The sequence below is a fragment of the Streptomyces sp. ML-6 genome, from assembly GCF_030116705.1.
In the GTDB taxonomy this organism is placed as follows: Bacteria; Actinomycetota; Actinomycetes; order Streptomycetales; family Streptomycetaceae; genus Streptomyces.
In genome coordinates this window covers 4,609,833-4,628,529 of sequence record NZ_JAOTIK010000001.1, presented here as the reverse complement: position 1 = coordinate 4,628,529, position 18,697 = coordinate 4,609,833, and the positions used below count along the sequence as shown (strand labels likewise).

15 protein-coding genes are annotated in these 18,697 nt (G+C 70.1%); 1 reads left to right on the top strand and 14 read right to left on the bottom strand.

The genetic code is table 11. The features are described 5' to 3' along the window. Positions 1–53: 53 nt before the first annotated feature. Positions 54–674: a Uma2 family endonuclease gene (locus OCT49_RS20655; RefSeq protein ID WP_283853339.1), complete on the top strand. Its 621-nt coding sequence runs from the start codon at positions 54–56 to the stop codon at positions 672–674. Between the two features lie 42 nt (positions 675–716). Here the strand turns inward: OCT49_RS20655 and recQ are convergent, their stop codons facing one another. The 14 genes from recQ to OCT49_RS20585 all read right to left on the bottom strand — a co-directional run bounded on the left by recQ (position 717) and on the right by OCT49_RS20585 (position 18,688). Beyond that, positions 717–2,741: a DNA helicase RecQ gene (recQ, locus tag OCT49_RS20650; RefSeq protein ID WP_283853338.1), complete on the bottom strand. Its 2,025-nt coding sequence runs from the start codon at positions 2,739–2,741 to the stop codon at positions 717–719. A gap of 174 nt (positions 2,742–2,915) precedes the next feature. Then, complete coding sequence (gene nuoN / locus OCT49_RS20645; protein WP_283853337.1) at positions 2,916–4,580, bottom strand: NADH-quinone oxidoreductase subunit NuoN; 1,665 nt, start codon at positions 4,578–4,580, stop codon at positions 2,916–2,918. After that, positions 4,577–6,148, bottom strand: coding sequence for an NADH-quinone oxidoreductase subunit M (locus OCT49_RS20640; protein ID WP_283853336.1), 1,572 nt, complete (start codon positions 6,146–6,148; stop codon positions 4,577–4,579). The genes nuoN and OCT49_RS20640 overlap by 4 nt, the downstream gene beginning before the upstream one ends. A gap of 5 nt (positions 6,149–6,153) precedes the next feature. Further along, positions 6,154–8,097, bottom strand: a complete 1,944-nt coding sequence (gene nuoL / locus OCT49_RS20635) for an NADH-quinone oxidoreductase subunit L (RefSeq protein ID WP_283853335.1) — start codon at positions 8,095–8,097, stop codon at positions 6,154–6,156. 14 nt (positions 8,098–8,111) lie between these two features. Next, a complete protein-coding gene (gene nuoK / locus OCT49_RS20630) occupies positions 8,112–8,411 on the bottom strand; it encodes an NADH-quinone oxidoreductase subunit NuoK (protein ID WP_073785426.1) in 300 nt (99 codons plus the stop codon). Next, positions 8,408–9,259: an NADH-quinone oxidoreductase subunit J gene (locus OCT49_RS20625; protein ID WP_283853334.1), complete on the bottom strand. Its 852-nt coding sequence runs from the start codon at positions 9,257–9,259 to the stop codon at positions 8,408–8,410. Before OCT49_RS20625 ends, nuoK begins: the two co-directional genes overlap by 4 nt. After that, positions 9,256–9,897, bottom strand: a complete 642-nt coding sequence (gene nuoI / locus OCT49_RS20620; RefSeq protein WP_283853333.1) for an NADH-quinone oxidoreductase subunit NuoI — start codon at positions 9,895–9,897, stop codon at positions 9,256–9,258. Before nuoI ends, OCT49_RS20625 begins: the two co-directional genes overlap by 4 nt. After that, a complete protein-coding gene (gene nuoH / locus OCT49_RS20615; protein ID WP_502963484.1) occupies positions 9,890–11,227 on the bottom strand; it encodes an NADH-quinone oxidoreductase subunit NuoH in 1,338 nt (445 codons plus the stop codon). Before nuoH ends, nuoI begins: the two co-directional genes overlap by 8 nt. 62 nt (positions 11,228–11,289) lie before the next feature. Beyond that, complete coding sequence (locus tag OCT49_RS20610) at positions 11,290–13,821, bottom strand: NADH-quinone oxidoreductase subunit G (protein ID WP_283853331.1); 2,532 nt, start codon at positions 13,819–13,821, stop codon at positions 11,290–11,292. Further along, on the bottom strand, positions 13,818–15,203 hold the full coding sequence (gene nuoF, locus OCT49_RS20605; protein ID WP_391725442.1) for an NADH-quinone oxidoreductase subunit NuoF: 1,386 nt from the start codon (positions 15,201–15,203) through the stop codon (positions 13,818–13,820). The genes OCT49_RS20610 and nuoF overlap by 4 nt, the downstream gene beginning before the upstream one ends. Beyond that, positions 15,200–16,021, bottom strand: coding sequence for an NADH-quinone oxidoreductase subunit NuoE (gene nuoE / locus OCT49_RS20600; protein ID WP_283855880.1), 822 nt, complete (start codon positions 16,019–16,021; stop codon positions 15,200–15,202). Before nuoE ends, nuoF begins: the two co-directional genes overlap by 4 nt. A gap of 29 nt (positions 16,022–16,050) precedes the next feature. Then, positions 16,051–17,412, bottom strand: a complete 1,362-nt coding sequence (locus tag OCT49_RS20595) for an NADH-quinone oxidoreductase subunit D (protein ID WP_283853329.1) — start codon at positions 17,410–17,412, stop codon at positions 16,051–16,053. After that, positions 17,412–18,137: an NADH-quinone oxidoreductase subunit C gene (locus tag OCT49_RS20590; RefSeq protein WP_283853328.1), complete on the bottom strand. Its 726-nt coding sequence runs from the start codon at positions 18,135–18,137 to the stop codon at positions 17,412–17,414. Before OCT49_RS20590 ends, OCT49_RS20595 begins: the two co-directional genes overlap by 1 nt. Further along, the gene (locus OCT49_RS20585; RefSeq protein ID WP_148838608.1) at positions 18,134–18,688 is read right to left on the bottom strand and encodes a NuoB/complex I 20 kDa subunit family protein; all 555 of its coding nucleotides are present in this window, start codon (positions 18,686–18,688) and stop codon (positions 18,134–18,136) included. The genes OCT49_RS20590 and OCT49_RS20585 overlap by 4 nt, the downstream gene beginning before the upstream one ends. Positions 18,689–18,697: the final 9 nt, after the last annotated feature.

Below are 18,697 nucleotides of genomic sequence, written 5' to 3'. Positions count from 1 at the left end.
GCCTTCCTCCTGTTCCTGGCATACGCGGGAGAAGGCCCGCGAGGCTCTGTGCCATGGAAGCACCGACGAACACCGGACCCGAGGCCCCCCAGCCGCGGTGGGCGGTTCCGCCCGTGGGCGGCTGGACCGCAGATGACCTGGACACACTCCCGAATCTGCCTCCGCACACGGAGCTGATCGACGGGAGTCTTGTCCTCCGGCCTCCGCAGACCGTGTTCCACATGCGGGCGGTCGACTTCTTCACCTGGCAGTTGCAGGCGTTCGCGCCACACGAACTCGAAGTCGTGCGCGAGTTCACCATCGACATCGACCGCTGCAACCGACCCGAACCCGATGTGATCGTCGTGGACGGCGAGATCGTCCAGGATCTGAACCAGACCCGCTTCCCTGCGGACAGCGTGCTGCTGGCCGTCGAGGTCGTGTCCGAGGAATCCGTCACCCGGGACCGCAAGACCAAGCCCGTGAAGTACGCACGGGCGAAGATCCCGCACTACTGGCGGGTGGAGAACCACGACGGTCGTGCCGTGGTCTACGTCTTCGAGCTGGAGCCGTCGACCGGGGCCTACACCTCCACCGGCATCTTCCACGACCGGATGAAGGTCTCCGTCCCCTTCCCCGTCGACCTCGACCTCACCGCGATCACCGCGCGCCGCCGGGCGGCGGAGCCGCAGTAGGCCGTCCCGCCGCCCGGTCCGTACCGCTCGCTCGTACCCGGGTCACTCGTACTCCGGCGGCTCCTCGTCCCAGTCGAACTCCGGATCGCCGTCGGGAGCCGACGGAACCGCCGGGGCCGACGAGGCCCGTGCGGCGGGGACCACGGCCGGGGCGGAGGACTCCAGGGGCGGCCGGTCCGAAGCCGGGGCCGGGTCCGGAGCCGGGGCCGCCGTCGTCCCCGCCTCCCCGAACGTCGCCAGGACCTCCAGCACCCCCTCCCCGTACGTCGCCAGCTTCTTCTCGCCCAGGCCGCTGATCCCGCCCAGCGCGCTCGTCGAGTCCGGCCGGACCGTGGCGATCTCCCGCAGCGTCGCGTCGTGGAAGATGACATACGCCGGGACGCCCTGCTCCTTCGCCCGTGCGCCGCGCCAGGCCCGCAGCGCCTCGAAGACGGGGACGGCCTCGGGGGCCAGCTCGGCCCCGGCCGCCGCCTGGGGCTTCGCCTTGCGTTCGCCCTTCGTGGACCGCGAGGCGGGCTTCGGGGCCTCCTTGCGCAGCAGCACCTCGCGCCCGCCGCCGAGCACCGGGCCGCTCTGCTCGGTCAGCACCAGCGTGCCGTATTCGCCCTCGACCGCGATCAGCCCCTGGGCCAGCAACTGCCGTACCGCGCCGCGCCATTCGGCCTCGGTCAGCTCGCCGCCGATGCCGAAGACCGAGAGCTGGTCGTGGTCGAACTGGATGACCTTGGCGGTCTTGCGGCCGAGCAGGATGTCGATGATCTGGCCCGCGCCGAACTTCTGCCCGCGCTCACGCTTCAGCCGCACCACGGTCGACAGCAGCTTCTGGGCGGCCACCGTGCCGTCCCAGCTCTCCGGCGGGGTGAGGCAGGTGTCGCAGTTGCCGCAGGACTCCTGGGCCGGTTCCTGGCCGAAGTACTTCAGGAGCTGGGCGCGCCGGCACCGGACCGTCTCGCACAGGGCGAGCATCGAGTCGAGGTGGGCGGCGGCGCGGCGGCGGAAGGACTCGTCGCCCTCGCCGCCCTGGATGAGCTTGCGCTGCTGCACGACGTCCTGGAGGCCGTACGCCATCCAGGCCGTGGACGGCAGCCCGTCACGGCCGGCGCGGCCGGTCTCCTGGTAGTAGCCCTCGACCGATTTCGGCAGGTCGAGGTGGGCGACGAAGCGTACGTCCGGCTTGTCGATGCCCATGCCGAAGGCGATGGTCGCGACCACGACCAGGCCCTCCTCGCGCAGGAACCGGGACTGGTGGGCGGCGCGGGTGCCCGCGTCGAGCCCCGCGTGGTACGGGACGGCCTCGATGCCGTTGCGGCAGAGGTACTCGGCGGTCTTCTCCGTCGAGTTGCGCGAGAGGCAGTAGACGATGCCCGCGTCCCCGGGGTGCTCCTCCTCGAGGAAGGAGAGCAGCTGCTTCTTCGGGTCGGCCTTCGGCACGATCCGGTACTGGATGTTGGGCCGGTCGAAGCTGGCGACGAAGTGCTTGGCGTCGGGCATGCCCAGGCGCCGGGTGATCTCCTCGTGCGTGGCGGCGGTCGCGGTCGCCGTCAGGGCGATGCGCGGCACGTCGGGCCAGCGCTCGCCGAGGACCGACAGGGCCAGGTAGTCGGGGCGGAAGTCGTGGCCCCACTGGGCCACGCAGTGCGCCTCGTCGATCGCGAAGACGGAGACCTCGCCGCGGGAGAGCAGCGCCAGCGTGGAGTCGAGACGGAGCCGTTCCGGAGCCAGGTAGAGCAGGTCGAGCTCACCGGCGACGAACTGCGCCTCCATCGAGCGGCGCTCGTCGAAGTCCTGCGTGGAGTTGATGAAACCGGCGCGCACGCCGAGCGCCCGCAGGGCGTCCACCTGGTCCTGCATCAGTGCGATCAGCGGGGAGACGACGACGCCCGTACCCGATCTGACCAGGGACGGGATCTGGTAGCAGAGGGACTTTCCGCCACCGGTCGGCATGAGGACCACGGCGTCCCCGCCGGCCACCACGTGGTCGACGATCGCTTCCTGCTCACCGCGGAACGCCTCGTATCCGAACACCCGGTGCAGCGTCCGCCGTGCGTCGCTCTCGGTCACATCCATGGTCCCGCCCGTCGTGCCATCGTCCTGTCCCGGCTCCGTCCCGGACCGGTCGCGGCTCGTCCTTGTCCGCAGCCGTCCCCTGCCACGATAGGCGCCGGGTACGACAACGCCGGACGGGCTTGACTTCCAGGGCCCGTCCGGCGTCGTCGCGGCGTCGTCGCTGTGCGCGGGGTGCTACCGCACGAAGACTCCCGCCTGGCTCGCCAGGTCCAGGAAGTACTGCGGGGCCAGGCCCAGCACCAGGGTGACGGCGACGCCGACCGCGATCGTGGTCATCGTCAGCGGGGACGGGACGGCGACCGTGGGGCCCTCCGCCTTCGGCTCGCTGAAGAACATCAGCACGATGACCCGGATGTAGAAGAACGCGGCGATGGCCGAGGAGATCACACCGACCACGACCAGGCCGCTCGCCCCGCCGTCCGCCGCCGCCTTGAAGACGGCGAACTTCCCGGAGAAACCGGAGGTGAGCGGGATGCCGGCGAAGGCCAGCAGGAACACCGCGAAGACCGCGGCGACCAGCGGCGAGCGGCGGCCGAGCCCGGCCCACTTCGACAGGTGCGTGGCCTCCCCGCCCGCGTCGCGCACCAGGGTGACGACGGCGAACGCGCCGACCGTCACGAAGGAGTACGCGCCCAGGTAGAAGAGGACCGACGAGATGCCGTCCGGGGTCGTGGCGATCACACCGGCGAGGATGAAGCCGGCGTGGGCGATCGAGGAGTAGGCGAGCAGCCGCTTGATGTCGGTCTGGGTGATGGCGACGATCGCGCCGCCCAGCATCGTGACGATCGCGACGCCCCACAACACCGGGCGCCAGTCCCAGGCGAGCCCGGGCAGCACCACGTACAGCAGGCGCAGCAGCGCGCCGAACGCGGCGACCTTGGTGGCCGCGGCCATGAAGCCGGTGACCGGGGTCGGGGCGCCCTGGTAGACGTCCGGGGTCCACATGTGGAACGGAACGGCGCCGACCTTGAAGAGCAGGCCGGTCAGGACCATCGCGCCGCCGATCAGGAGCAGCGCGTCGTTGCCCATGGTGTCGGCGAGCGCCGGGTCGACCTGGGTGACCGTGCCGTCGATCACCTGGGCGATGCGGGCGTACGAGACGGAGCCCGCGTACCCGTAGAGCAGGGCGATCCCGAAGAGCAGGAACGCCGAGGAGAACGCGCCGAGCAGGAAGTACTTCACCGCGGCCTCCTGCGACATCAGCCGCTTGCGGCGGGCGACGGCGCACAGGAGGTAGAGCGGGAGGGAGAAGACCTCCAGGGCCACGAAGAGTGTCAGCAGGTCGTTGGCGGCGGGGAAGACCAGCATGCCGGCCACCGAGAACAGGAGCAGCGGGAAGACCTCGGTGGTGGTGAATCCGGCCTTGACCGCGGCCTTCTCGCTGTCGCTGCCGGGGACCGAGGCGGCCTGGGCGGCGAAGGAGTCCACCCGGTTGCCGTGCGCGGTCGGGTCGAGGCGGCGCTCGGCGAAGGTGAAGACGGCGACCAGTGACGTCAGCAGGATGGTGCCCTGCAGGAACAGGGTCGGCCCGTCGATCGCGAGGGCGCCCATCGCGGCGATGTGGGCCTTCGTCGTGGCGTATCCTCCGGCGGCCAGGCCGACGACCGCGGCGAACGCGGCGGCCAGGGCGACGACCGTCAGGAAGACCTGGGTGTAGTGGCGGAGCCGGCGCGGCACGAGGGCCTCGACGAGCACGCCCACGACGGCCACACCGATCACGATGAGGACCGGCATCAGCTGGGTGTACTCGATGACCGGCGCCTCGAACCTCTCGCCCGGGGCGGCCGTCGTCACTCCTCCCGCCGTCGTCCACAGGTTGTGGACAGCTGTTGCGCTCACTTGGCGGCCTCCACCTCGGGCTGGGGGTCCTTCTTCTGTACGTCCGACATGGTGTGCTGCACCGCCGGGTTGACGATCTCGGTCAGCGGCTTCGGGTAGACGCCCAGGAAGAGCAGCAGCCCGATCAGCGGGACGACCACCGCCAGTTCCCTGACCTTGAGGTCCGCCATGCCCCGGACCTCCTCCTTCACCGGGCCCGTCATCGTCCGCTGGTAGAGGACGAGGACGTAGAGCGCGGCGAGGACGATGCCGGTGGTGGCGACGATGCCCGCCGCCGGGTAGGCGCTGAACGCGCCGACCAGGACCAGGAACTCGCTGACGAACGGGGCGAGTCCGGGCAGCGACAGGGTGGCCAGACCGCCGATCAGGAAGGTGCCGGCCAGCACGGGCGCCACCTTCTGCACCCCGCCGTAGTCGGCGATGAGCCGCGATCCGCGCCGGGTGATCAGGAAGCCCGCCACCAGCATCAGTGCCGCGGTCGAGATGCCGTGGTTGACCATGTAGAGCGTGGCGCCGGACTGGCCCTGGCTGGTCATCGCGAAGATGCCCAGGATGATGAAGCCGAAGTGCGAGATCGACGCGTAGGCGATCAGGCGCTTGATGTCGCGCTGGCCGACGGCGAGCAGCGCCCCGTACACGATGCTGACCAGTGCCAGGACGACGATCACCGGGGTCGCCCACTTGCTGGCCTCCGGGAAGAGCTGGAGGCAGAAGCGGAGCATCGCGAACGTGCCGACCTTGTCGACGACGGCGGTGATCAGGACGGCGACCGGGGCGGTCGCCTCGCCCATGGCGTTGGGCAGCCAGGTGTGCAGCGGCCACAGCGGGGCCTTCACCGCGAAGGCGAAGAAGAACCCGAGGAACAGCCAGCGCTCGGTGCCGGTCGCCATGGACAGCGAGCCGTCGGCGCGGGCCGCGGCGATCTCGGAGAGCGAGAACGTCCCCGCGACCACGTACAGCCCGATCACGGCGGCCAGCATGATGAGCCCGCCGGCCAGGTTGTAGAGGAGGAACTTGACCGCGGCGTACGAGCGCTGGGCCGCGGCGTTCTCGTCGCTGCCGCTGTGCGCCCGGTCCCCGAAGCCGCCGATGAGGAAGTACATCGGGATGAGCATGGCTTCGAAGAGGATGTAGAAGAGGAAGACGTCGGTGGCCTCGAAGGAGAGGATCACCATCGCCTCGACCATCAGGATCAGGGCGAAGAAGCCCTGGGTCGGGCGCCAGCGCGAGGACTTCGTCTCCAGGGGGTCGGCGTCGTGCCAGCCGGCCAGGATGACGAAGGGGATCAGCAGCGCGGTGAGCGCCATGAGCGCCACCCCGATGCCGTCCACGCCCAGCTCGTAGCGGACGCCGAAGTCCTTGATCCAGGCGTGCGATTCGGTGAGCTGGTAGCGGTCGCCGCCGGGCTCGAAGCGGGCGAGCGCGACGCCCGCCAGGACGAGCGTGGCCAGCGAGAACACCAGCGCCGTCCATTTGGCGGCGGTGCGCCTGGCGGCCGGGACGGCGGCGGTGGCGACCGCGCCGATCGCCGGGAGTGCCGCCGTCGCTGTCAGGAGGGGAAAGGACATGGTGATCAGACCGCCCTCATCAGCAGGGTCGCGGCGATGACGATCGCCGTACCGCCGAACATCGAGACCGCGTAGGAGCGGGCGTAGCCGTTCTGCAGCTTGCGCAGCCGGCCCGAGAGCCCGCCCATCGAGGCGGCCGTGCCGTTGACGACGCCGTCGACCAGGGTGTGGTCGACGTACACCAGGGAGCGGGTGAGGTGCTCGCCGCCGCGGACCAGGACCACGTGGTTGAAGTCGTCCTGGAGGAGATCGCGGCGGGCGGCCCGGGTGAGCAGCGAGCCGCGCGGGGCGACGACCGGCACGGGCTTGCGTCCGTACATCGCCCAGGCGATGGCGACGCCGATGGCGAGCACCACCATCGTGGCGGCGGTGACCGTCGTGGCGCTGACCGGCGCGTGTCCGTGGCTGTGGCCGGTGACCGGCTCCAGCCAGTTCAGGAAGCGGTCGCCGATGGAGAAGAAGCCTCCGGCGAAGACCGAGCCGAACGCGAGGACGATCATGGGGATGGTCATCGACCGCGGGGACTCGTGCGGGTGGGGCTCGGTGTGCTCGCCGCGGGTCTCGGCCGCCGGCTCGACGTCCGGCTCGGCGGGCGACGGGGGCGACGTCCGCCACCGCTCCTCGCCGAAGAACGTCAGCAGCATCACGCGCGTCATGTAGAAGGCGGTGATCGCGGCGCCCAGCAGGGCCACCGAGCCGAGGATCCAGCCCTCGGTGCCGCCCTTGGCGAAGGCCGCCTCGATGATCTTGTCCTTGGAGAAGAAGCCGGACAGGCCGGGGAAGCCGATGATCGCCAGGTAGCCGAGGCCGAAGGTGATGAAGGTGACCGGCATGTACTTGCGCAGGCCGCCGTACTTCCGCATGTCCACCTCGTCGTTCATGCCGTGCATGACCGAACCGGCGCCGAGGAAGAGCCCGGCCTTGAAGAAGCCGTGCGTCACCAGGTGCATGATCGCGAAGACGTAGCCGATCGGGCCGAGCCCGGCGGCCAGGATCATGTAGCCGATCTGCGACATCGTCGACCCGGCGAGGGCCTTCTTGATGTCGTCCTTCGCACAACCGACGATCGCACCGAAGAGCAGCGTGACGGCTCCGACGATCACGACGACCAGTTGTGCGTCCGGTGCGGCGTTGAAGATCGCGCCGGACCTGACGATCAGGTACACGCCCGCGGTCACCATCGTCGCGGCGTGGATGAGGGCCGAGACCGGGGTCGGGCCCTCCATCGCGTCACCGAGCCAGGACTGCAGCGGCACCTGGGCCGACTTGCCGCAGGCCGCGAGCAGCAGCATCAGGCCGATCGCCGTCAGCTTGCCCTCGCCCGTCTCCCCCGTCGCTTCCAGCACGGGGCCGAAGGCGAAGGTGCCGAAGGTGGTGAACATCAGCATGATCGCGATCGACAGGCCCATGTCGCCGACGCGGTTGACCAGGAACGCCTTCTTGGCGGCCGTGGCGGCGCTGGGCTTGTGCTGCCAGAAGCCGATCAGCAGGTACGACGCCAGACCGACGCCCTCCCACCCGGCGTACAGCAGCAGGTAGTTGTCGGCGAGGACCAGCAGCAGCATCGCCGCGAGGAACAGGTTCAGATAGCCGAAGAAGCGGCGACGGCGCTCGTCGTGCTCCATGTAGCCGATCGAGTAGATGTGGATCAGGGTGCCCACACCGGTGATCAGCAGCACGAACGTCATCGACAGCTGGTCGAGCTGGAAGGCCACGTCGGCCTGGAAGCCCTCGACCGGAACCCAGCTGAACAGCTTCTGGTGCAGCGTCCGGTCCTCGGCGCCCTTCCCCAGCAGGTCGAGGAAGAGCACGGCGCCGATGACGAACGAGGCGGCGGCGAGCAGGGTGCCGATCCAGTGGCCGGCGCGGTCCAGCCGCCGGCCGCCGCAGAGCAGGACCGCCGCTCCGAGCAGAGGCGCCGCGACGAGCAGCGCAATCAGATTCTCCACGATTCAACGTCCCCTTACAGCTTCATCAGGCCGGCGTCGTCGACCGAGGCCGAGTGGCGGGAACGGAACACCGACACGATGATCGCGAGCCCCACCACGACCTCCGCGGCGGCGACGACCATCGTGAAGAAGGCGATGATCTGGCCGTCGAGATTGCCGTGCATCCGGGAGAAGGTCACGAGCGCGAGGTTGCAGGCGTTGAGCATCAGCTCCACGCACATGAACAGCACGATCGCGTTCCGTCGGATCAGCACCCCGGCCGCGCCGATGGTGAACAACAGGGCGGCGAGATAGAGGTAGTTGACCGGATTCACTTGGTGACCTCCTCTTCGTCGGCCCGGTCGGATTCACCGGTGCGGCCGGGTTCGGCGGTCCGGCCGAGCCGCTCGCCGGAGCGCTGCTCCAGCGCCTTGAGCCGGTCCAGCGACTCGTGCGACACGTCGCGGATCTGACCGCGGTCGCGCAGCGTCCGCATGACGGTGAGATCGGCCGGGGTGCCGTCCGGGAGCAGCCCCGGGATGTCCACGGCGTTGTGCCGGGCGTACACGCCGGGCGCCGGCAGCGGCGGCAGCTGCGTGCCGCGCACCCGCTCCTCGGACAGCTCCCGCTGGGTCCTGGCCCGCTCGGTGCGCTCCCGGTGGGTGAGCACCATCGCGCCGACCGTGGCCGTGATCAGCAGGGCGCCGGTGATCTCGAAGGCGAAGACGTACTTGGTGAAGATGAGGCTGGCCAGCCCCTCCACGTTCCCGCCGTGGGCGGTGTTGGCGGCGCCCAGTCCGTTGAAGCTGTTCAGCGAGGCGTTGCCGATGCCCGCGATCAGCAGGACGCCGAAGCCGAGGCCGCAGCCCGCGGCCAGCCAGCGCTGCCCCTTGAGGGTCTCCTTCAGCGAGTCGGCCGCGGTGACGCCGACGAGCATGACCACGAAGAGGAACAGCATCATGATCGCGCCGGTGTAGACGACGATCTGGACGATGCCCAGGAAGTACGCGCCGTTGGCGAGGTAGAACACCGCCAGGACGATCATCGTCCCGGCGAGGCTCAGCGCGCTGTGCACGGCCTTCTTCATCAGTACGGTGGACAGCGCCCCGATCACGGCGACGACGCCCAGCACCCAGAACTGGACGGCCTCGCCGGTCGAGGCCGCGGCGGCCAGGGCGGTCATGCGTCCACCCCCCGCGAGCCGTTGCTCTCGTGGGCGTCGTCCGAGGGCTTCTCGCCCTTGGAGACCGCGACCTGGCGCTCCGTGCCGGGGGCGGCGCCGGAGACCAGGCCCCGGTAGTAGTCCTGCTCGTCCATCCCCGGGTAGATCGCGTGCGGGGTGTCGACCATGCCCTCCTCCAGCCCCGCGAGGAGCTCGTCCTTGGTGTAGATGAGGCTCTCGCGGGTGGTGTTGGCGAGCTCGAACTCATTGGTCATCGTGAGCGCCCGGGTGGGGCACGCCTCGATGCACAACCCGCAGAAAATGCAGCGCGCGTAATTGATCTGGTAGACGCGTCCGTAACGCTCGCCCGGGGAGTAGCGCTCCTCGTCGGTGTTGTCCGCGCCCTCCACGTAGATCGCGTCCGCCGGGCAGGCCCAGGCGCACAGCTCGCAGCCGACGCACTTCTCCAGGCCGTCCGGGTGGCGGTTGAGCTGGTGCCGGCCGTGGAAGCGCGGCGCCGTCACCTTCGGCGTCTCCGGGTACTGCTCGGTCAGCCGCTTCTTGAACATGGCCTTGAAGGTCACGCCGAAGCCGGCGACGGGGTTCTGGAACTTCTCGGAGGATCCCGGGGTCCCCGAGGACTCTGATGACTCAGACACCGTCCGCCTCCTTTCCGTCACTCGCATGTTCGTCACTCTGAGTATCCGACCCGCCACTGACAACGAGCTCCCGCTCGCCCCGCGGCCTGCGGCGCGGCACCGGCGGCAGGGTCTGGCCCGGCAGCGGCGGCACGGGGAATCCGCCCGCCATCGGATCGAACTCCGGCTCCGGGCCCGCCTGCTCGGCCTCCGCCCGGACCTTCCGGTCGCGGAAGACGTCGACGACGAAGGAGATCAGCAGGATCGCGAGCACGGTGCCCGCCACGTACAGCACGATCCGGGAGAAGTCGTAGCCCTCGTTGCTCAGCGCCCGCACGGTGGCGACCATCATCAGCCAGAGCACGGAGACCGGGATCAGGACCTTCCAGCCGAGCTTCATCAGCTGGTCGTAGCGGACCCGGGGCAGCGTGCCGCGCAGCCAGATGAAGAAGAACAGCAGCAGCTGGACCTTGATGACGAACCAGAGCATCGGCCACCAGCCGTGGTTCGCGCCCTCCCAGAAGGTGCTGATCGGGTACGGGGCCCGCCAGCCGCCCAGGAAGAGGGTCACCGACACCGCGGAGACCGTCACCATGTTCACGTACTCGGCGAGCATGAACATCGCGAACTTGATCGACGAGTACTCGGTGTTGAAGCCGCCGACCAGGTCGCCCTCGGACTCCGGCATGTCGAACGGGGCCCGGTTGGTCTCCCCGACCATGGTGACGATGTAGATGATGAAGGAGACCGGCAGCAGCAGGATGAACCAGCGTTCCTCCTGCGCCTCCACGATCTTCGAGGTCGACATCGACCCGGAGTAGAGGAAGACCGAGGCGAACGCGGCCCCCATCGCGATCTCGTAGCTGATCATCTGCGCGCAGGAGCGCAGACCGCCCAGGAGCGGGTACGTCGATCCGGACGACCAGCCCGCCAGCACGATGCCGTAGATCCCGACCGAGGCGACCGCGAGGATGTAGAGCATCGCGATCGGCAGGTCGGTGAGCTGCATCGTCGTGCGGTGCCCGAAGATCGAGACCTCGTTGCCGGACGGGCCGAACGGGATCACGGCGATCGCCATGAACGCCGGGATGGCGGCGACGATCGGCGCGAGCACGTACACGACCTTGTCGGCGCGCTTGACGACGACGTCTTCCTTCAGCATCAGCTTCACGCCGTCGGCCAGCGACTGGAGCAGGCCCCAGGGCCCGTTCCGGTTGGGGCCGATGCGCAGCTGCATCCAGGCGACGACCTTGCGCTCCCACACGATGGAGAAGAGCACGGTCACCATCAGGAACGCGAAGCAGAACACCGCCTTGATGCCGACGAGCCACCACGGGTCGGTGCCGAACATCGACAGGTCCTCGGCGGCGAGTACGGTCCCGTGCGGCGCCGCGGCCAGTTCAGCGAAGGCACTCACGCCCCCACCTCCGATGCGATGTCGTGGGAGCCCGGCGCTGCGGGGCCGATCCGGACCAGGCCGCCGGGCCGGGCACCGGTGTCGGCCGGGACGCCCCGCCCGACGGAGTTCAGCGGCACCCAGACCACCCGGTCCGGCATGTCGGTGACCTTCAGCGGGAGTTCCACCCGGCCGGTGGGTCCGGTGACGGCCAGCAGGTCGCCGTCCTCGACGCCCGTCTCGGCCGCGGTGGCGGCGGAGAGCCGGGCGAGCGCGGCGTGCCGGGTGCCGGCCAGCGCCTCGTCGCCCTCCTGGAGCCGGCCCAGGTCGAGCAGCATCCGGTGGCCGGCGAGGACCGCCTCGCCGGTGCCGGGCCGGGGCAGCGGCTGCGCCGTCTCGTCCGGGTCGTCGGCGTGCGCGCCGGTCCAGCCGCCGAGCCGGTCCAGTTCACGGCGCACGGCCCGCAGGTCCGGCAGCGCGAAGCGGTCCGGTCCCTCGGCGTCCGTGACGTCGGCCAGGGCGTCGGCCAGCATGTGCAGCACCCGGGCGTCGGCCGGTGCGGGGGTGCGCGTCATCTGCTCGGGCTTCAGCGCCGCCTCGAACATCCGCGCCCGGCCCTCCCAGTTGAGGAAGGTGCCGGACTTCTCGGCCACCGCGGCGACCGGGAGGACCACGTCGGCACGTTCGGTGACCTCGCTCGGCCGCAGCTCCAGCGAGACCAGGAAGCCGACCTCGTCGAGCGCCTCCAGGGCCCGCGCCGGGTCCGGCAGGTCCCTCGGCTCGACCCCGGCGACGAGCAGCGCGCCCAGTTCGCCTGTGGCCGCGGACTCCACGATCTGGCCGGTGTCGCGGCCGAAGCGGGACGGGAGTTCGGCGACGCCCCAGAGGGCCGCCACCTCGTCCCGGGCCCGCGGGTCGGTCGCCGGGCGGCCGCCGGGCAGCAGCGAGGGCAGCGCGCCCGCCTCCACGGCGCCGCGTTCACCGGCCCGGCGCGGGATCCACACCAGTGCGGCCCCGGTCGCGGTGGCGGTCCGTACCGCCGCGGTCAGGGCGCCGGGGACCGTGGCGAGCCGTTCGCCGACCACGATCAGGGAGCCCTCGCCGCGCAGCGCCTCGGCCGCCTCGGCTCCGGCGCCGTCGAGGCCGACGCCGTCCGCGAGCGCGTCCAGCCACTCGGTCTCGGTGCCGGGGGCGGCGGGGAGCAGTGTGCCGCCCGCCTTCTCCAGGCCCCGGGTGGCGTGCGAGGCGATGGCGAAGGTGCGCTGTCCGTGCTTGCGCATCGCCTTGCGCAGCCGCAGGAAGACGCCGGGCGCCTCCTCCTCCGCCTCGAACCCGGCCAGCAGCACCGTCGGGGCCTTCTCCAGCGAGGTGTACGTGACCCCCGTGCCGTCCAGGTCCCGGCCGCGGCCGGCGACGCGGGCGGCCAGGAAGTCGGCCTCCTCGCCGCTGTGCGCGCGAGCCCGGAAGTCGATGTCGTTGGTGTCCAGCACGACCCGGGCGAACTTGGCGTACGCGTAGGCGTCCTCGACGGTCAGCCGGCCGCCGGTGAGCACCCCCGTCCGGCCGCGTGCGGCGGCCAGTCCGGTGGCGGCGGCGGCCAGTGCCTCGGGCCAGCTCGCCGGTTCCAGAACGCCGTCCGCGTTGCGCACCAGCGGGGTGGTGAGCCGGTCGCGCTGCTGGGCGTAGCGGAAGGCGAAGCGGCCCTTGTCGCAGATCCACTCCTCGTTGACCTCGGGGTCGTCGGCGGCGAGCCGCCGCATGACCTTGCCGCGCCGGTGGTCGGTGCGGGTGGCGCAGCCGCCCGCGCAGTGCTCGCACACCGACGGCGAGGACACCAGGTCGAAGGGGCGGGACCGGAACCGGTACGCCGCCGAGGTCAGCGCCCCGACCGGGCAGATCTGGATGGTGTTCCCGGAGAAGTACGACTGGAACGGGTCGCCCTCGCCGGTGCCGACCTGCTGGAGCGCGCCGCGCTCGATCAGCTCGATCATCGGGTCGCCCGCCACCTGGTTGGAGAACCGGGTGCAGCGCGCGCAGAGCACGCAGCGTTCGCGGTCCAGCAGCACCTGGGTGGAGATCGGGACGGGCTTCTCGTAGGTGCGCTTCTTCCCCTCGAAGCGGGAGTCCGCGTCGCCGTGCGACATCGCCTGGTTCTGCAGCGGGCACTCGCCGCCCTTGTCGCAGACCGGGCAGTCCAGCGGGTGGTTGATGAGCAGCAGCTCCATCACGCCCTTCTGCGCCTTCTCGGCGACGGGCGAGGTCAGCTGCGACCGCACCACCATGCCGTCGGTGCAGGTGATGGTGCAGGACGCCATCGGCTTGCGCTGGCCCTCGACCTCGACGATGCACTGGCGGCAGGCGCCGGCCGGGTCGAGGAGCGGGTGGTCGCAGAAGCGCGGGATCTCGATGCCGAGGAGTTCGGCGGCCCGGATGACCAGGGTGCCCTTGGGCACGCTGATCTCGATGCCGTCGATGGTCAGCGTGACCAGGTCCTCGGGCGGGATGGCCGCCTCGCCGCCCCCGGAGGGCGCACTCGTGGTGACTGTCATGCGTTCACCCCCTGGTGAGCGTTCTTGTCGTCGGCCCATGCGGTGGACCTGGCGGGATCGAAGGGGCAGCCCTTGCCCGTGATGTGCTGCTCGTACTCCTCGCGGAAGTACTTCAGCGAGGAGAAGATCGGCGAGGCGGCGCCGTCGCCGAGGGCGCAGAAGGACTTGCCGTTGATGTTGTCGGCGATGTCGTTCAGCTTGTCGAGGTCGCCCATCCGGCCCTTGCCGGCCTCGATGTCGCGGAGCAGCTGGACGAGCCAGTACGTGCCCTCGCGGCAGGGTGTGCACTTGCCGCAGGACTCGTGGGCGTAGAACTCGGTCCAGCGGGTGACGGCGCGCACGACGCAGGTGGTCTCGTCGAAGCACTGGAGCGCCTTGGTGCCGAGCATGGAACCGGCGGCGCCGACGCCCTCGTAGTCGAGGGGGACGTCGAGGTGTTCGTCGGTGAACATCGGGGTGGACGAGCCGCCCGGGGTCCAGAACTTCAGCCGGTGCCCGGGGCGCATGCCGCCGCTCATGTCGAGCAGCTGGCGCAGTGTGATGCCGAGCGGGGCCTCGTACTGGCCGGGGCTCGCGACGTGTCCGCTGAGCGAGTACAGCGTGAAGCCGGGGGACTTCTCGCTGCCCATCGACTTGAACCAGTCCTTGCCCTTGTTCAGGATCGCGGGAACCGAGGCGATGGATTCGACGTTGTTCACCACTGTGGGGCAGGCGTACAGACCGGCGACCGCGGGGAAGGGGGGTCGCAGCCGGGGCTGGCCGCGGCGCCCTTCGAGCGAGTCGAGCAGTGCGGTCTCCTCACCGCAGATGTACGCGCCCGCGCCCGCGTGCACGGTGAGTTCCAGGTCGAGCCCGGAGCCCAGGATGTCCTTCCCGAGGAAGCCCGCCTCGTACGCCTCGCGCACGGCCTCGTGCAGTCGCCGCAGTACGGGGACGACCTCGCCGCGCAGGTAGATGAAGGCGTGCGAGGAGCGGATCGCGTAGCAGGCGATCACGATGCCTTCGATGAGGCTGTGCGGGTTGGCGAACAGGAGGGGGATGTCCTTGCAGGTGCCGGGTTCCGACTCGTCGGCGTTGACCACCAGGTAGTGGGGTTTGCCGTCGCCCTGCGGGATGAACTGCCACTTCATCCCGGTGGGGAAGCCCGCGCCGCCGCGACCGCGCAGGCCGGAGTCCTTGACGTAGGCGATGAGGTCGTCCGGTGCCATGGCGAGGGCCTTGCGCAGTCCCTCGTAGCCCTCGTGGCGGCGGTAGGTCTCCAGGGTCCAGGACTCGGGTTCGTCCCAGAAGGCGGAGAGGACGGGGGCGAGGAGTTTCCCGGGGTCGTCCCCGTTTCCGTGGCCGCTTCCGTTGTCGTTGATCTCGGTCGCCAACGTCATCACTCCCCCTCCTCGGCGATCGGGCCGGCCGGGTGGTCCGGGTCGGAGGCCGAGGTCTGCTGCGGTGCGTCGTGCGAGCTGAGGTGCTCGGACGGCGACGGTTCGTGGGGCTGGGCGCCGGTGGGGCGTTCGCCGCGCGGGGCGACGACACGCGGGTGCGGCTCCTCGCCCTTGGCGAGCCGGAGGCCGATCAGCGAGGCGGGACCCGCACCGCCGGACGCCTCGACGGCGCCGGGGCGCTCGTCGGGGAAGCCGGCCAGGATGCGGGCGGTCTCCTTGTAGGAGCACAGCGGGGCGCCGCGGGTGGGTTCGACGGTGCGCCCGGCGATCAGGTCGTCGACCAGGCGGGTCGCGCTCTCCGGCGTCTGGTTGTCGAAGAACTCCCAGTTGACCATCACCACGGGGGCGAAGTCGCAGGCCGCGTTGCACTCGATGTGTTCAAGGGTAATCTTCCCGTCCTCGGTGGTCTCGTCGTTGCCGACGCCGAGGTGTTCCTTGAGCCGGTCGAAGATGGCGTCGCCGCCCATGACCGCGCACAGGGTGTTGGTGCAGACGCCGACCTGGTAGTCGCCACCGGGCCTGCGCCGGTACATCGTGTAGAAGGTGGCGACGGCGGTGACCTCGGCGGTGGTGAGGCCGAGCATGTCCGCGCAGAACGCCATGCCGGTGCGGGAGACGTGGCCCTCCTCGGACTGCACCAGGTGCAGCAGGGGCAGCAGGGCGGAGCGGCTGTCGGGGTAGCGGGCGATCACCTCCTGCGCGTCCGCTTCGAGCCTGGCGCGCACCTCGGCCGGGTAGGCGGGGGCGGGGAGCTGCGGCATCCCCAGACTGACTTCCTGACGTGCTTCGGTCACCGGTCGACGCCTCCCATCACGGGGTCGATGGACGCGACGGCGACGATGACGTCGGCGACCTGGCCGCCCTCGCACATCGCCGCCATGGCCTGGAGGTTGGTGAAGGACGGGTCGCGGAAGTGGACCCGGTAGGGGCGGGTGCCGCCGTCCGAGACGACGTGCACGCCGAGCTCGCCCTTGGGGGACTCGACGGCGGTGTACGCCTGCCCGGCGGGGACCCGGAAGCCCTCGGTCACCAGCTTGAAGTGGTGGATCAGGGCCTCCATGGAGGTGCCCATGATCTTCTTGATGTGGTCGAGCGAGTTGCCCAGGCCGTCCGGGCCGAGGGCGAGCTGGGCCGGCCAGGCGATCTTCTTGTCGGCGACCATCACCGGTCCGGGGGCGAGCCGGTCGATGCACTGCTCGACGATCCGCAGCGACTGGCGCATCTCCTCCAGGCGGATGAGGAAGCGGCCGTAGGCGTCGCAGCTGTCGGCGGTGGGGACGTCGAACTCGTAGTTCTCGTACCCGCAGTAGGGGTCGGTCTTGCGCAGGTCGTGCGGGAGTCCGGCGGAGCGCAGCATCGGGCCGGTGACGCCGAGCGCCATGCAGCCGGTCAGGTCGAGGTAGCCGACGTCCTGCATGCGGGCCTTGAAGATGGGGTTGCCGGTGGCGAGCTTGTCGTACTCCGGCAGGTTCTTCTTCATGGTCTTCACGAACTCGCGCAGCTGGTCGATCGCGCCGGGCGGCAGGTCCTGGGCGAGTCCGCCGGGCCGGATGAACGCGTGGTTCATGCGCAGGCCGGTGATCAGCTCGAAGAGGTCGAGAACGAGTTCACGATCGCGGAAGCCGTAGATCATGATCGTGGTGGCGCCGAGCTCCATGCCGCCGGTGGCGATGGCCACCAGGTGCGAGGAGATCCGGTTGAGCTCCATCAACAGCACGCGCAGGACGGTGGCCCGGTCGGGGATCTGGTCCTCGATGCCGAGGAGCTTCTCGACCCCCAGGCAGTACGCCGCCTCGTTGTAGAAGGGCGTCAGGTAGTCCATGCGCGTGACGAAGGTGGTGCCCTGGGTCCAGTTCCGGAATTCGAGGTTCTTCTCGATGCCGGTGTGGAGGTAGCCGATGCCGCAGCGGGCCTCGGTCACGGTCTCGCCGTCGATCTCCAGGATCAGTCGCAGCACCCCGTGCGTGGACGGGTGCTGGGGGCCCATGTTGACGATGATGCGCTCGTCGTCGGACTTGGCCGCGGACTGGACGACCTCGTCCCAGTCGCCGCCGGTGACTGTATATACAGTCCCCTCGGTCGTGTCGCGGGCGTCCGAGAGGGGCGTCCCGGAGGGCTCCGACGCGGTGCGGTGGGGGTGGGGAGTAGACATCAGGAGTACGACCTCCGCTGGTCCGGAGCCGGGATCTGGGCGCCCTTGTACTCGACGGGGATGCCGCCGAGCGGGTAGTCCTTGCGCTGCGGGAAGCCCTGCCAGTCGTCCGGCATCATGATCCGGGTGAGGGCGGGATGCCCGTCGAAGACGAGCCCGAAGAAGTCGTAGGTCTCGCGCTCGTGCCAGTCGTTGGTCGGATAGACCGGGACGAGGGACGGGACGTGCGGGTCGCTGTCCGGGGCCGACACCTCCAGCCGGATCAGCCGGCCGTGCGTGATCGAGCGCAGGTGGTAGACGGCGTGCAGCTCCCGGCCCTTGTCGCCGAGGTAGTGGACGCCGCTCACGCCCGTGCAGAGCTCGAAGCGCAGCGCCGGGTCGTCGCGCAGGGTCCGGGCGACCCGGACGAGGTGTTCGCGGGCGATGTGGAAGGTGAGCTCGCCGCGGTCCACGACGGTCTTCTCGATGGCGTTGGCGGGCAGCAGGTCCTGCTCCTCCAGGGCCCCTTCGAGCTCGTCCGCGACCTCGTCGAACCAGCCGCCGTACGGCCGGGAGGCGGCGCCCGGCAGGGCCACGGGGCGGACGAGGCCGCCGTAGCCGGAGGTGTCGCCGCCGTTGTTGGCGCCGAACATGCCCCTGCGTACGCCGATGACCTCGCCGCCCTCGTCCCGCGGGACGGGTACGCCGTTGCCGTCGTGCTCCTCGTGGTTGTGGTTCCCGCTCATCGCAGCAGCCCCTTCATGTCGATCAGGGGCAGCGCCTTGAGTGCCGCTTCCTCCGCCTCGTGGGCGGCCTCCTGCGCGTTGACCCCGAGCTTGGAGCCCTGGATCTTCTGGTGGAGCTTGAGGATCGCGTCCATCAGCATCTCGGGCCGTGGCGGACAACCCGGCAAATAGATGTCAACCGGAACAATATGATCAACACCCTGAACAATGGCGTAATTGTTGAACATTCCGCCCGATGATGCGCAAACCCCCATGGAGATCACCCACTTGGGGTTGGGCATCTGGTCGTAGACCTGCCGCAGGACGGGAGCCATCTTCTGGCTGACCCGTCCTGCCACGATCATCAGATCCGCCTGCCGCGGCGATCCGCGGAAGACCTCCATCCCGAAACGGGCCAGGTCGTAACGCCCGGCTCCGGTCGTCATCATCTCGATGGCGCAGCAGGCGAGGCCGAAGGTGGCGGGGAAGACGGAGGACTTCCGTACCCAGCCGGCGGCCTGCTCGACAGTGGTCAGCACGAAGCCGCTGGGCAGCTTCTCTTCGAGTCCCATGGTGTGCCC

Coding starts and splice junctions, on each gene's coding strand:
- OCT49_RS20655 (WP_283853339.1), top strand. CDS start 54: ATGGAAGCACCGACGAACACCGGACCCGAGGCCCCCCAGCCGCGGTGG.
- recQ (WP_283853338.1), bottom strand. CDS start 2,741: ATGGATGTGACCGAGAGCGACGCACGGCGGACGCTGCACCGGGTGTTC.
- OCT49_RS20640 (WP_283853336.1), bottom strand. CDS start 6,148: ATGTCCTTTCCCCTCCTGACAGCGACGGCGGCACTCCCGGCGATCGGC.
- OCT49_RS20625 (WP_283853334.1), bottom strand. CDS start 9,259: ATGACCGCCCTGGCCGCCGCGGCCTCGACCGGCGAGGCCGTCCAGTTC.
- nuoH (WP_502963484.1), bottom strand. CDS start 11,227: ATGTTCGGCACCGACCCGTGGTGGCTCGTCGGCATCAAGGCGGTGTTC.
- OCT49_RS20610 (WP_283853331.1), bottom strand. CDS start 13,821: ATGACAGTCACCACGAGTGCGCCCTCCGGGGGCGGCGAGGCGGCCATC.
- nuoE (WP_283855880.1), bottom strand. CDS start 16,021: ATGCCGCAGCTCCCCGCCCCCGCCTACCCGGCCGAGGTGCGCGCCAGG.
- OCT49_RS20595 (WP_283853329.1), bottom strand. CDS start 17,412: ATGTCTACTCCCCACCCCCACCGCACCGCGTCGGAGCCCTCCGGGACG.
- OCT49_RS20590 (WP_283853328.1), bottom strand. CDS start 18,137: ATGAGCGGGAACCACAACCACGAGGAGCACGACGGCAACGGCGTACCC.
- OCT49_RS20585 (WP_148838608.1), bottom strand. CDS start 18,688: ATGGGACTCGAAGAGAAGCTGCCCAGCGGCTTCGTGCTGACCACTGTC.